Here is a 14,326-nt window from a genome sequence, read left to right as displayed (position 1 = left end):
CTACGGAGAGCTTATGAAAAAAAATCTTTTACTGAATGGTCTGCTACTGCTTTGCCCTTTTTTTGGGCAGCAGCTGGCTGCCCAGACCTTAACCTGGAAACCAGAATTGTTAAGGCAAAATCAACCTGCTACATTTTATTATCAGGCAAAAGGTGGCGACCTTGAATTTAGCGATGAACCAAAAGCAACATTGGCTTATTTTAATGGCAAACGCTGGGAATCTGTACCGCTAACACTGAAAAAGGAAAATGATCAGTGGCAGGCAAGTTATACCTTGCCCAATAACGCCGTTTTTTTGGCGCTTAAATTTTACCAGGGCGCTTCAATGACGCCGGAAGCAATCGATAATAACCAGGGTAAAGGTTACTTTACAAAGGTTTTAGGTAGCAACGACAAGGAACAGCGTGGCAGTTATCTGGCAGAAGCTGCATTGCGGTCTAACTTAACTGGCGACTGGAGTTTAAATGATTTTGTTTCGGCGGCAAAAAATGCCCAAACCACTGATTCTTTGTTAAAAAAGGAAGAAAAGATTTCTGGAAAACCATCTGGCCCGTTACTCTTTACCTATCTTGATTTGAAACGTTTGACAATGCCGCCAGAAAAGTTTGACGCCTTTGCTGATGCAACCATACAGGCTATGCTTAAGAAAGAAAAGTTCAGCGACGCCTTGTTAGCAGAAGCCCATGGTTATTATATCCGGGAGAAAAGGGATCAGCAAGCAAAGGAAATAGAAAAGCTGATTTTCCAATATCAGCCCAAAAGCGGAACTGCAAAATTATTAAGCTTCCGTGCGGCAACCAAAGGAGCCTCACCAGAGGTTTATCAGGCGGCATCCGAAGATTTTCTTAAAAAATATCCTTATGAAGAATGGAAGAAAAATCCCGATGATAAAGGTTTCTTATATTATGAAATTTATAGAGGGTTGGCTACCAGATACTTTGATGGTAATCAGATAGATAAGTTCTTATCCCTGTTTAAGGATATTGATTTTAGAACAGCCAACGAAATTTATCGTTGGAACATTACGCGGAATCAAATGTCCATGTCCGGTAAAGCAGATTATAAATTACTTTATGAGCTGAGCAAAAAGATCATTCCTTACTTATTGGAACGCCAGCGTGATCAGTCTTATCTAACCGACTTCGGTAGGGATGCGGTTAAAGCCCAGGAAAACGCCGATAAGCAAATGAACGATCGCTTATTTACCCATATTGCTTTAGCCATTAACCAAAAGGATTTTGCCGCAGCAAAGAACTTTTTCCAATACCTGTCTAAAGACGGAACTTATAGTAATGCCGACATGAATGCGATGCATCTTCGTGTATTAAGCGAACTGAAAGATGACAAGGCCATCAAATCCTTACTGGAAAATAGTGTGGCAGCCAATGCAGTTACGCCAGAAATGTTTGCTAAGTTGAAAGAGTTGTATAGAAGCGAACACCAGGGCCAGGAAAAAGGCTATGAGGAATACTTATCATCTCTGATGCCAAATGATAAAAAAGCAGAAATGAGGGGGCATGTAATGGCCAACATGGTCAATTATCCATTAAAGCCTTTCAGCCTGGAAGATGCCAATGGTAAAATGGTAAATTCTAATGATTGGGGAAATAAAATAGTAGTAATTGACTTTTGGGCCACCTGGTGCAGACCTTGTATTGAAGCTTTTCCTGGCATGCAATTGCTGATAGATCAATATGCAAAAGATCCAAATGTTGCGGTTTATATGATTGGTACCATGCAATTTGGTGATTATAAAGCCAAATCGGTAAACTTTGTTAAGAGCCAGGGCTATCGTTTTAACCTTTTGCATGATGCAGTTCTCCCTAATGGAGAGCAGGCAGCGGTTTTCTTAAGCCTAAAGCCGCTATTTAAGTCGTCAGCCATTCCACGTAAAATCATCGTAAAAAACGGCGTTGTGCGCTATTCTTCTGAAGGATATTCCGGTAGCCCGAGCCAGTTAAGCGATGAATTGTCAACCGCCATTGAGATTTTAAGAGCAGAGAAATAATGATAAGAAAAACGATAATTACAGCTTTTTTTTCCTTCTGGATAGGGCTTTCCGTTCAGGCACAGATGAATCCGAAGATTAAGCTGCAGGATGCCTTAAAGCTAATCCAGGATAACTATGTAGATCCGGTTAACGATGAACCCGTAGTCGATGCCGCCATCAAGGGCATGTTGAGCAGCCTTGATCCTCATTCCAGCTACATCAGCCGCGAAGAGGTAGAGGCCATGAACGAATCCATGTCAGGAAGTTTTGCTGGCATTGGAATCGGTTTTGCAATGATTTCAGACAGTACATTTATCATCAGTGTCAATCCGGATGGACCTGCGGCAAAAGCAGGCTTAAAAGTAGGCGATCAGATTGTAAACGTAGATGGTCAGACAATTCTAGGCAAAAACCTGAAAAACCAGGAAGTGATGCGGTTACTGAGGGGAGAGAAAGGAAAAGCTGTTGACCTGGCTATCAGGCGTAAAGGACAGCCAGCGCTTTTACAATTCAAGGTAATGCGTGAGCAGATTGCCGAGTTATCCATTACGGCCAGTTACATGGTTACCAAACAGATCGGTTATATTGCGCTGTCTGTTTTCAGTCAGTCTACCCGCCGGGAAATGGATGCCGCCTTAAAAAGCTTGAAAGCGCAGGGCATGACCAAACTTATTCTCGATTTACAGATGAATGGGGGAGGCATAGTAGACATGGCTATTGGCGTGGCGGATGAATTTCTTCCTCCTGAAAAAACTGTTTTTTATTCAGTTACCAATACAGGTGTGAAGGATTATTTTCTCACCGGCGGTTACGGGCAGTTTATGGATGGCGAATTGGTGGTTTTGGTTGATGAATCTACTGCTTCTTCAAGCGAAATCCTGACCGGTGCTTTACAAGACTGGGATCGGGCCGTAATTGTTGGACGCAGAACTTTTGGAAAGGGATTGATGCAGAAAGGATTTCCATTAAGTGATGGTTCGGTAATCAGGTTGACAGCCGCTCGCTATTATACGCCTTCAGGCCGATCTATCCAGAAACCTTACACCAAAGGCAAAGCTGATTATTTTGAAGATTTTAACCGGAGGATGGCTTCAGGTGAATTGAAGGAGGCAGGGCATTATCATTTTCCAGATTCGCTTAAATATACTACACTTAATCATAAAAGAACGGTGTATGGTGGTGGCGGTATCATGCCAGATCAGTTTGTTTCGATAGACACGGCATTATATAGCACCTGGCTGAATCAGACCATGAACAGTGGTTTAGTGAATAAAGTAGCCTTTGAGCTGGTGCAGCAGAATCGTAGTCAGCTAACCGCTAATTATCCTGATTTTGAAGCCTTCGATAAGAGTTTCAAAGTGGACGAAACCATGGTTGACGGGATTTTTGATGCCGCGGAAAAACTTCGGATCAAAATGCCTGCAAAAACAGATCAGGTTGCAAGAAAAACCATCCGGATAGAACTAAAAGCCGGCATAGCCGATATGTTATATGTAGGTAAGGGTTATGCCCTGCGCGTTCGTAACGAAGCCAGCGCCGCCTTTGATACGGCCTTATCTATTCTCAACTCAAAAGCCACTTACAATAAATTATTGGCAGGAAGTACTGCCAGTAAATCATCTCCTAATCAAAAGAAAAAAAACTAACATGAAAAAATTAATAATTGGTGCAATAGCTGCACTTTATTCCCTGAGTGCAACCGCACAAACCGGATATACCATAAAAGGTCAGATCGGAAAGTTGGGTAAGCCTGCCAAAGCTTTTTTGCTAACCAAAATTGATGGCAAGCAGATTCTGGATTCAGTTCCGCTGGTAAATGGAAGCTTTACCTTTAAAGGCAAGGTTTCTTCCCCTATTGAAGCAATCGTGCGTTTGAAACATGATGATGCCATTGAGATTCCGGGCAAAAGAATAAATGTAGATGGGGTGAGTTTGATATTGGATAACGAAAACATTACCATTACCGGTAAAGACTCATTAAAAACGGCTGTGGTTAAAGGATCTGCACAGACCGAAGAAAGCCGACGTGTAGATGATCTTCTTCGTCCCCTTTATAACAAATTGCAAGCCTTGAATAAGGAATACCAGGATATGCCTGAAGCTAAAAAACAGGATAAAGCTGTTATCCAGGATTTAGAAAAACGGGCAAATGCTATAGAAAAAGAAATTGTTGACGCTAAAATCAGTTATGTGAAAAATAATCCAGATAGTTTCATGTCGCTGATGGCTTTAAACTCCACTTTAGCTCCGGGTTTCGACGCGGTGGAAATGGAAAAAGTATACCTGGCCATCAATCCGAAGTTAAGAGATTCGTATTTCGGTAAAGAGGTTGGCCTGCGCATCGCTACTTTCAAAAAAACACAGGAGGGCGTAGAGGCCCAGGATTTTGCACAGCCTGATGTTGACGGAAAAATGGTTAAACTTTCTGATTACCGCGGAAAATATGTTTTGGTCGATTTCTGGGCTTCATGGTGTGCGCCATGCCGTAGAGAGAATCCAAACCTGGTTAAGGTTTACGAGCAATATAAATCAAAAGGATTTGAAATTTTAGGTGTTTCGCTTGATAAAGCAGCTGATAAAGCGAAATGGATTAAAGCGATAGCAGACGATAAACTGACCTGGAAACAGGTGGGTGATTTAAAAGGATGGGAAAATGAGGCTGCGGCCAGATATGAGGTTAAAGCTATTCCTATGAATTTTTTAATCGATCCAAGCGGAAAAATTATCGCCAAAGAACTTAGAGGTCCGGCACTGGAGTCGAAAATCAAAGAAATATTTGACGGACGCGCCAAGTAAAAAATCTTATAGTTAATGATGATTAATGCAGGTTGACGGATGTCGCCTGCATTTTTTTTATCATTTGTTTTGGACAAATCAATTGACTACAGGATTAAAGTCATGGCCTAGCAGGATAGCTAATAACCTAAGCTAGATTAATAATATGCTTTAACTTGTGTTATTTGGCGCCTTGTATGCACGGTAGTCACCCTGAACTTGTTTCAGCGTCTTTCGTGCTAAAAAGATGCTGAAATGAATTCAGCATGACGAATAGTCTAATAAGCGCTTTTATAAAAAGTTATTTTGTTAAATAATTATCAATTCAAGTTAAAAAATTAAATCCATAAGGATAGTATAGCAGCTATCAATGCTGTCGTCATAATTACGCTTCCTAATTTTAAAAATGTCCAGGCACTTACTTTCTGTCCCTCTCTTCTTAAAGCCACCAGCCATAATATAGTGGCCAGCGAACCGGTTATGGAGAGGTTGGGACCAAGGTCTACACCAATTAATACTGCACTTTTAACCAGATCGGGTGCATGGGCATTTTGCAATACACTACCTGCTATCAGTCCGGCAGGTAAATTATTCATTAAATTGCAGGCTATCGCAGTCACCGTACCACTAAGCCATACCGCTGCTGTTTCAGATTGTGCTATAGCATCATTTAACAAGGCGCTTAAATGTTGTGCCATTCCGGTTTTATTTAATGCTTCAACCACTACAAATAAGCCCGCCACCAAGGGAAGCACTGTCCATGATATTCCTTTAATCACATTAACCGGATTTTTTCTCGCGCGGGTCAATACAACGGCGCTTGTGATGATCCCCGTAATCAATGTGGGCAACCCCAGTTCCATGTTCATGGCAGAAGCAGCTAATAAAACAGTTGCAGTTACACATATTCCAATCAAAGCTGTTTTACCGCCCGGACTTATTTCTGGCAAGTTGATCTCTGTTATGATTTTTTGTTTAAAACACTCACGCTGTGAGAACCGGAGCACAAAATAAGTAACGGTAATGGCACATATCGAAGGGATCAGATACAAACTCAGCCAATGCATTAGGGATGGCATATTCGTACCATAGATTACCAGATTTGCCGGATTTGAAATAGGCAGCACAAAAGAAGCTGCATTGGCAATGAATGCGCAGATCAATAAATAGGGCAAAGGTTTTTCTACCTTAGCTGCCTTAACTGCCGCTGCCACAGCTGGTGTTAATACAACAGCTGTGGCATCATTGGAAAGAAATGTGGTTACCACCACACCAACCAGATAGATGAGTAAAAATAATCGTCCCGAAGATCCCTTAGCCCTTATAGTGGCATGGGCGGCGAGCCAGTCAAACAGTTTTTCCTCTCTTGCAGTTTCGGCCAGCAACATCATGCCGGTTAGGAATAAATACACATCCAAACCTTTCGCTATTCCGGAAAAGGCATCTGAAAAGGTAATCAGTTGGAATAATAATAACAGCGCGGCCCCAAAAACGGCATATACAGCTTCCGTAACTTTAAAAGGCCTGATGATTACACCCGCTATGGCAAGGAAAGAAATAATCCAGATGAGTATGTTATCCATATTTTATCGCGCTAAGATATTGCTTTTCGGTTGTGTTCAACTTGGCTGTTTCGCTATACATTTTTTGATTACCTGCCAGGATTAGCAGGCATCCTTAATTGTTTTTGCAAAGATGGTCCACAACAGGATGGAACCAATGGCAAATGCACCAAGAATCATAAAAGCACTGCTGTAACCCATTCCCTGTGCTATCCAACCCCCGATTGCGGGGCTAAGTGATGCTCCCAGGCCCTGTACCGTCATCACAGCGCCCTGGCCGATATTTACCCTTCCCGTACCATTCAGGATATGGGCAACCAAGCCGGGAACAGCAACACTTTGCAGGCCAGCCCCAACGCCATCTAAAATTTGTACAGGATAGATTCCTATGTGACTGTGCATATACGCAGCAAATAAACCACGTATAGGCAGCGACAAGAAAGAGATAAACAATACTAACCAGTAGCCACTTTTGTCAGCCATTTTCATGGCTAAAAGTGAGGTGCCGATCATAACCAACTGTGCAATGATAATGGTCATGGCTACAAACATGGAAGCATTACCATTTCCACTGGCTGCTGCAGCAAGGCCGTACAGCGGTAACATGGCGCCGTTACCCAAATGAAAAAAAGCCAGTGCGCCCGCCAGTACCAATAATGACTTACATTGAAACAATACTTTGAATCCACTGGCTTTTTCATCTTTCTCTCCCTCTCTCATCCCTCTTGCCACGTCATCATCAATGGAATTAGCCGGAATCAATAATACTGAAATGATAGACAGTATCCCAAAAAAAGCTGCCAGAATAAATATAGCCGTGATGCCAAATTTGTAGCCCAGGTAACCTGAAAGTGCAGAACCTACCACATTGCCTGCATGGTTGAAGGCCTGGTTATAGCCATTTTGCTTGTTAAATCCTTTTTGTTTTACTATACCAAGCGTAATGCCGATGATGGCCGGGCCAATAGCCGACCCGGCAATAGCTGTTGCCACCTGCGAAATGCTCACCAGCCAGAACTCCTGGGTGAATAAGATTATTCCAGAAGCCAGTATGGTGAAAACCGCCGATATAACCACATAAAACCTTTTTCTTTTAGTGGCATCGATTAATGCACCTGCCGGAATAGTCATGATCATTCCTGCTACTCCACCAATGGTCATCACTGAACCGATCAGCCCGCTTTTCCAGCCATGTGCCAAAAGGAAGATGCCTAGAAATGGTCCGACACCGGCCTGGAGGTCGGCCATGAAAAAATTAAGAGATTGTAAGGACCAGATAATCCGCTTATCTGTTACCCCTAAAGCTGCTTGTTTGCTCATACAGGTCTCCTAACACCAAGTGCGATATTTTGTTTAAACACTTAATAGGAATATTTTATGTTATTTATTTGTAAATCAGATGATTGAATTAGTTTTATGCTCGAATTAATTTTTCTTCATACTAATAAATAATAATGATTATAAATCCATACCAGGGTATAGCGTAGTTGGCAAATCAACCACTGCTTCAAAGAAAAAATTGCTGCTTTCTATACTGAATTTTCCATTGTGTAAATTAGTAATCGCTTTAACCAGCCATAAGCCAATCCCTGCACCGTTGGCTTCTATGGTCTCCCTATGGAAGGCATTCTGGAGATTTTCAGTCGGGAAACTTTCCTCGTTAATTGCATTCTTAAAACTAATGGTGATATAATCCTTTATGTTAGATTGCTTTACAGCGCAACTGATCGGCGTTCCCGGGACAGCATATTTAATCGCGTTCTCAATAAGGTTCATCAATAAGATATTCAGCTTGTCATCATCGGCAATGACTAGAAAAGTTTCAGCATCCTGATCAAAATCAATATCTGTGCTTAATTCTTTTTGCTGCATAAATGTTTGGAACCGGTTAAACAATCGGAGTATTACCAGCGAAAGATCTATCTGTTGTCGATGTAACGTAATGCCGCTACTTTTTAACTGGCTTACCAGCAGGAACTCCTGCACCACCTGTTGCAGCCTGTTGATCTCCGTAAGCTGACTCTCCATTAGGTTTGACAATGCGGGTGTCAACCCCGGTTTTGATAGATGAACTTCTATTTCAGCACGCATAATGGCCAGCGGTGTCTTTAATTCGTGCGAGGCAGAGGCAAAAAAGTTTTGTTGCTGCCGTAAAGATTCATCGATCCGAACCAACATGGTATTGATGGTTTCAGTTAATTCCTGCAGTTCGTCATTCGTTTTTTTCACTGGAATAACATCGCGGAGTTTATGCGCATTGATGAGTTTGGCTGCGTTAATGATGCGCTGCACAGGCTGTAGCAGGTAAAAAGATAAAATATAGGCAATGAGACCTGCAAGTAAAACACTCAACAGGCTGCAGGTAAAAAGTAAAAGGAGCAGGTATTGTAAGTTACCGTTAAGTTGATCAGCACTGCGTACCAGCATCAGTTCGGCCGGATTGTCTTCATTATTGCTGACTACGTATGCAACCCTCATGCCTAAGGTATCGGTTACGCCTGTCTTTGCAGGTGTTCGGATGTTTTTAATGATGCCCGGAGACTGGAACACCACAATGGGTTTACCTGCTGAATGATATAATACCCTGATGGAGGTATTCTGATCAGGCAAAGGAATAATTGCAGGCAATACTTCCGTTTTATCCAGAAGCGTTTTGGCCCTCGCTATTAAATAAGCATCATTATCTGATATCATCAGCATCCTGATTTTCCGGTAACAGTAAAGGTTAAAGGAGAAACTTAACAAAATGAAAATCAGGCTAAATGCAGCCGTAATTTTAAGTTTGATACCGAACTGACGCTTTCCTATTCTCATTTAACCTTGTTTTACATCGCCTTTTAAAATGTAACCCCGCCCCACAACCGTATGGATCAATTCTTCATCGTAACCTCTGTCCATTTTTTTTCGAAGCTGGTAAAGATGTACTTCTATTACATTGCTACCGGGGTCGAAGTTGATATCCCACACTTTTTCAAGGATCTGTGATTTGGTAACCACTTTATTTTGGTTGGCAAGGAGGAACTCCAGTAGTGCAAATTCCCGGTTGCTCAGCATAACTGTTTTGCCGGCGCGGCTAACTTCCCTGGTCAAAAGGTCTACCTTAAGGTCTGCAACCTGTAATTTGAGTGAATCCTGTGCAAATGATCGCCGCTGTACAGAACGTATCCTGGCCAACAGTTCTTCAAGTTCAAATGGCTTTTTGAGATAGTCAATAGCGCCATGGTCAAGTCCGTTTATCACATGTTCCGTATCATTCAGGGCACTGATAATAATAACCTGGGTTTGGTTATTAAAGCTACGCAGGTTTTTTAAAACCTCCAGCCCGTTAAGCGAAGGTAGCATCATATCCAATAAAATAAGATCGTAATGGCCAATCATTGCTGTTTCCAAACCTTTATTGCCATCAGCAACCACATCGCAGATATGGCCCGCCTGTGTAAGGCCGTCAGCAATAAATCCCGCTAACTTTAACTCATCTTCTATTAATAATATTTTCATCTTACCAGAAATGTTTTGTTATCTATCGTGATGCGGAGTACAATGTATACTTTGTCATAATTGATGTTGATAAAGCCCTGATCATCCTGCCGCCTCACCGCTTCAAGATTAAAGGTGTTGCTTTCTTTAATGAGGTATGCAATATCATCTACCAGCCCGGGTTTAAAGTGAAATAACAGGTTGTTCTTTCTCAATGCCACAATACCACCGTATTGATCTGTAATTATAGCAGGCTTTTCCAGGTTAAATTTTTCTATTTGCTGATTGGGAACATCCGGAGGTGGAGGCAAGTCATCGAGAACCTGGCTGATGCCGGTCCGATTGTTCCGGATGGCTAATAATTGGTAGCCGACTACCTCATCGCTGGGATTTAGCGCATAAGTTGCCTCAATTTCCTCGCCAATAGTACCGATTTTGATTACCCGCGCTGCGGTATGTGGCCGAAAATCAATTGTGATTAAACCGGCTTTTTCCGTTTTCAGTTCCAGGGCATTGATATCCAAATGAGGATTGTTTTTATACCTGATAACGGTTCCTGTAATTACCTTTTGTTTAGTTGCGCGTTCCGTTTTTGGTTCATGATGATGAGATGGCGGTTTAGGTAATACAGGTACCGGAGGTTTGACTAACAGCCAGATAATGACCAAGAGTAACAGAATGATGACAACCAGCAGTGGGCGATAATTTTTTATTTCTATCGGCTCATCTGATAAGTCATTATCTTGCTTCATTTTCATGTGCGCTGTAAAATATCGTTATTTTATCAGTTAACAGTAAAGCAGCCAATTAGTTCATACGCATTAACAATTATTTTGAGATAAGCGGCTGTATCATAAATATAAAATTGTCATCCTGAGTGATAGTTTATTTTATAAAAATCAATATGAGTGACAGATAATTTTGCTAGGTAATATTCCATCGAGGAATCGTCATTCCCAACTTGATTGGGAATCTTAAAGCGGCTTGTATTAAGATTAGCTTCGCTGAGCACTCCGTGGTTCCCGCATGCGCGAGAATGACGGACCGGACTAATGGATTATGTCAATGGTAGCCTGTCGAAGGACCGCTGAATGCCCCGTAGAGCATTTCGATACTTGGTTAAGCTCAGCACAGGCGAAGCCCAACGTGACAGGTTCTAATGGAATTATAACTTATGATACAGCCACATCTGACAACTATCTCAACAAATATGTTTGTCCATTGATCTCAATGGTCTCCGGATGAATAATGGTTGGGGCACCTGATTCCAATACCACACCAGATGGTGGTGTGTCTTTAATACCCGTTACCTTCACCTTATCTCCCGCTTTCAATAGCGCTTGTAACTGTTCAACTGCATGTGGCGGTAAATCTATTTCTACCATGTTATCGAGTCTAAGCCCACGGATTGCGCCGCTCTGATCGCGTTTGAAATCATTGATTTTTCCCGTAAACGTTTTAGATGGTTCAATAACAGGTGTCTTAGGTATACCTGGAGGTGTATCTGCTATCTGTGTTCCATCAACAGCTAAACTTGCCATCTGGAATACATTTACACCGTCCGGCCCATTATCAGTAAAGCCCTTTACCATTACCGATTTGCCCTTAGCTGCGGCACTCATAAGTTGTTTGCCCAATTGTTCCGGAAATCTCACTGTAATTACCTGGCTGCCATTTTGCAAGGTGAAACGATTATAGATATACCTGTCATTCGTTTGGTAAGCAATTACCTTTCCGGTCAATGATGTTAACACCTTTAAACCTGGTCCTCTTTCCATGCCATGTTTGTGTAAACCAGGAGCTGGCGGCATTTCGCCGGGTGCGCTGTCCGGTGGTGCCGGAAGGTTATTTGTTGGGCGTACTTGCGCAAAGGTTACGATACTCATCAGCGTCAGGCAAGCTGTTACGGCTGTTTTTTTAAGTTGACTTTTCATATGCATTCTTTTTAAGATTTTATCATTTTATAATCCAAAGCTACATTGGCGACCTGAAGCGGGTATGAAAAGGGAATTAAATTTAGTTCATCTGAATGGTTTGTTCTGCCATGTTCAGCTCAGCGGCAGATGGAAACATCTGCCGCCACAGATGGATTCAATTTTTTTTATAATTTTACTGACTATGCGCAACCAACATAACCATACCGATGAAGAGCTGATCGTCATGTTGAGGGAGAATGAAGTGGTTGCTTTCAAGAAAATTTATACAAAATACTGGTACGACTTGTACCTCATGACCAATAAAAGATTAAGGTCGAAAGAAGCTGCAGAAGAGATCATCCAGAATTTCTTCACTACATTCTGGATCAACCGGGGAAAAATAAACATTAAAGGGTCTTTAAAAGCTTATCTCCATTCTGCCATCCGTTATTCTATTATTGATTATCTGGCTAAAGAGGCTACGAGACACAACTATCTTGAATTACTTTCTTTTAGTTATGAAGAGGCTACAAATACCACTGAAGAAGCCATATTTATAAAAGAGCTGGAAAACGGAATTGATGGGGTGATTTCAAAGTTGCCTGCCAAATGCAGAAAGGTATTTGAGCTTAGCAGGAAGGAACATAAATCCAATAAGGAAATTGCGCAATTACTCGGACTTTCTGAAAAGACGGTAGAAAACCATATTACCAATGCCTTAAAGTACTTCAGGGTTCATTACAAGGTAATCTTGATTGCTTCCGGTTTTGCCTGGTTAATTCGGTAAAATAACAGCGTTCAATAAAAATCGTCAGCGGGAGAGAGATTTTCTCCGTATGAAAGACACTGAAACGGGTTCAGGGTGACGGCTGCTTATCAAAAAGGTGGTACAAGCTACTGAAACAAAATCAAACTCAGGTTAGGAAATGAGCGGTTAATGTTCATGGCGGGCTGTAGTCCCGCTATCGCTTATAGTCCTCGCTGCACCGTCATCGTCCTCGTTTGAAACGAGGATGAAGGGCAAAGGCGATTGTATCGCCAAGCACATATTTCGCATTAAAAATGTGGGTTTCACTAATCTTAGACGGGAGAGACCCTTTCTATAGTTAAGACCCTGAAACGAGTTCAGGGTGACGATATCCCTGGGGATTTAATGAACAGATTTAACATCGCTTAACTTTTTCGTTCTCTATTTAAACTGATCATTTAGCCCTATTTTAATTTTTTAATTTTTTTTGGGGGCAAGGCCCGGGTTACCCGACTATACTATTAACGAACCAAATATAACTACATACCAACATGGGCAGATCAATAGCCGTTTCCTTATTAAAAAAATATCTTTCAGGTGATTGCACTGTTGCTGAGGTAAAAGAAGTGGACGAATGGTTTGACAGTATGGATGCTGTACCTGAAGAGCTCGTAGGCCTTTCTGATAACCAGCGCAAGCTCGTGGAAGATAGAATTTTTGAGCGCATTCTGCTCAACATCGAAGCTAAAGAACAGCAAAAAATCATATCAGTTCCCAAAAAATCAATACGTATAAGCACCATATTATGGGCAGCAGCATCACTCATTCTGGTACTTGGTACGGTGCTGATCTGGAGATACCATGCACCGCTAAACCTGCAAAACAAAAATGCAAAATCACAAGCCGTTCATATAAAGCCAGGTGGCAATAGGGCGGTTTTGACCTTAGGCGATGGCTCATCGGTAGTATTAACCGAAGCCAAAATAGGGGCATTGGCCGACCAGCAAAATGTGAGTGTGGTAAAATCAGCTGAAGGCGAACTCCGCTATAAAATACATGCCGGATCTGCATCTTCTGATATAAGTTACAATAAAATTGCCACACCAGTTGGTGGAAAATATAGTGTTGTTTTACCTGATGGAACTAAAGCCTGGCTAAACGCAAAATCCAGCTTACGGTTTCCAACGGCTTTTAAAGGTGCTGAACGAGTAGTACAGATGACGGGTGAAGTATATTTCGAAGTGGCCAAAAATCCAAATCAACCCTTTAAGGTACAATCTGGCGGAACAGAAATTAAGGTACTGGGAACGCATTTTGACGTAATGGCTTATGACGATGAGGCCGGGCAGAAAACCACACTGCTTGAAGGGAGCATCCACTTATCATCTGGTAATTTTTCTCAGTTATTGAAACCCGGGCAACAAGCCCTTGTAGATCCATCTGGGATAAAGGTGAATCACAATTGTGACCTGGAAGCGGTAATGGCCTGGAGAAACGACCTTTTTATCTTCAAGGATATGGAGATCAAAGAAATTGCCAGGCAGTTGTCGAGGTGGTATGATATTCAGGTGGTATTTAGAGGAACACCTTCAAAAGTAGCCTATACCGGAACCATATCCAAGGACGTAGAACTTTCAGAGTTGTTAAATATGCTTCAATTCACAGGATTGAAATATGAATTGAACGGAAACCAGCTTATTATAATCGATTAAAGAAGATCAAACAATAAAATAAATTTTAACCAAATAAATTATTTAACATGAGAAACTACTACAACACTGCATAAGTAAAGGTGTAACCATGCTTTTTAATAAAAAAAACCGGATCGTGTTCGCAGCACATCCGGTTACTGTAAAGG

11 protein-coding genes are annotated in these 14,326 nt (G+C 41.7%); 5 read left to right on the top strand and 6 right to left on the bottom strand.

Annotation, left to right across the window (positions count from 1 at the left end; genetic code table 11):
• The first annotated feature begins 13 nt into the window (after positions 1–13).
• The 3 genes from BM107_RS15330 to BM107_RS15320 are packed head-to-tail and all read left to right on the top strand — an operon-like array spanning position 14 to position 4,786.
• On the top strand, positions 14–2,008 hold the full coding sequence (locus tag BM107_RS15330; RefSeq protein ID WP_090984854.1) for a TlpA family protein disulfide reductase: 1,995 nt from the start codon (positions 14–16) through the stop codon (positions 2,006–2,008).
• Positions 2,008–3,636, top strand: a complete 1,629-nt coding sequence (locus tag BM107_RS15325) for a S41 family peptidase (RefSeq protein ID WP_090984852.1) — start codon at positions 2,008–2,010, stop codon at positions 3,634–3,636. The genes BM107_RS15330 and BM107_RS15325 overlap by 1 nt, the downstream gene beginning before the upstream one ends.
• Before the next feature lies 1 nt (position 3,637).
• Positions 3,638–4,786, top strand: coding sequence for a TlpA disulfide reductase family protein (locus tag BM107_RS15320; protein WP_159435252.1), 1,149 nt, complete (start codon positions 3,638–3,640; stop codon positions 4,784–4,786).
• Between the two features lie 317 nt (positions 4,787–5,103).
• On the opposite strand, the gene BM107_RS15315 is transcribed toward BM107_RS15320, so the two are convergent.
• From BM107_RS15315 to BM107_RS15290, 6 genes are all read right to left on the bottom strand, one after another.
• Positions 5,104–6,348, bottom strand: coding sequence for an arsenic transporter (locus BM107_RS15315; RefSeq protein ID WP_090984848.1), 1,245 nt, complete (start codon positions 6,346–6,348; stop codon positions 5,104–5,106).
• 81 nt (positions 6,349–6,429) lie between these two features.
• Entirely contained in the window at positions 6,430–7,647 is a 1,218-nt protein-coding gene (locus BM107_RS15310) for an MFS transporter (protein WP_090984846.1), read from the bottom strand.
• A 138-nt stretch (positions 7,648–7,785) separates the two neighbouring features.
• A complete protein-coding gene (locus BM107_RS15305; RefSeq protein ID WP_090984844.1) occupies positions 7,786–9,141 on the bottom strand; it encodes a sensor histidine kinase in 1,356 nt (451 codons plus the stop codon).
• The gene (locus BM107_RS15300) at positions 9,142–9,825 is read right to left on the bottom strand and encodes a response regulator transcription factor (RefSeq protein WP_090984842.1); all 684 of its coding nucleotides are present in this window, start codon (positions 9,823–9,825) and stop codon (positions 9,142–9,144) included. It abuts the gene before it with no gap.
• Positions 9,822–10,556 carry a hypothetical protein gene (locus BM107_RS15295; RefSeq protein WP_159435251.1) on the bottom strand — a complete coding sequence of 245 codons (735 nt, stop codon included), beginning with the start codon at positions 10,554–10,556 and terminating at the stop codon, positions 9,822–9,824. Before BM107_RS15295 ends, BM107_RS15300 begins: the two co-directional genes overlap by 4 nt.
• Positions 10,557–11,000: 444 nt before the next feature.
• The gene (locus BM107_RS15290) at positions 11,001–11,738 is read right to left on the bottom strand and encodes a hypothetical protein (RefSeq protein ID WP_090984839.1); all 738 of its coding nucleotides are present in this window, start codon (positions 11,736–11,738) and stop codon (positions 11,001–11,003) included.
• Between the two features lie 184 nt (positions 11,739–11,922).
• Here BM107_RS15290 and BM107_RS15285 point away from each other — a divergent pair, with 184 nt between their 5' ends.
• Positions 11,923–12,507, top strand: a complete 585-nt coding sequence (locus tag BM107_RS15285; RefSeq protein WP_159435250.1) for an RNA polymerase sigma-70 factor — start codon at positions 11,923–11,925, stop codon at positions 12,505–12,507.
• A 512-nt stretch (positions 12,508–13,019) separates the two neighbouring features.
• Positions 13,020–14,180: a FecR family protein gene (locus BM107_RS15280; RefSeq protein ID WP_090984835.1), complete on the top strand. Its 1,161-nt coding sequence runs from the start codon at positions 13,020–13,022 to the stop codon at positions 14,178–14,180.
• Positions 14,181–14,326 lie beyond the last annotated feature (146 nt).

The organism is Pedobacter suwonensis, from assembly GCF_900111825.1.
Classification (GTDB): Bacteria; Bacteroidota; Bacteroidia; order Sphingobacteriales; family Sphingobacteriaceae; genus Pedobacter; species Pedobacter suwonensis.
Note: the sequence above shows the minus strand (reverse complement) of the source record. Positions and strands in the feature narration are given on the sequence as shown.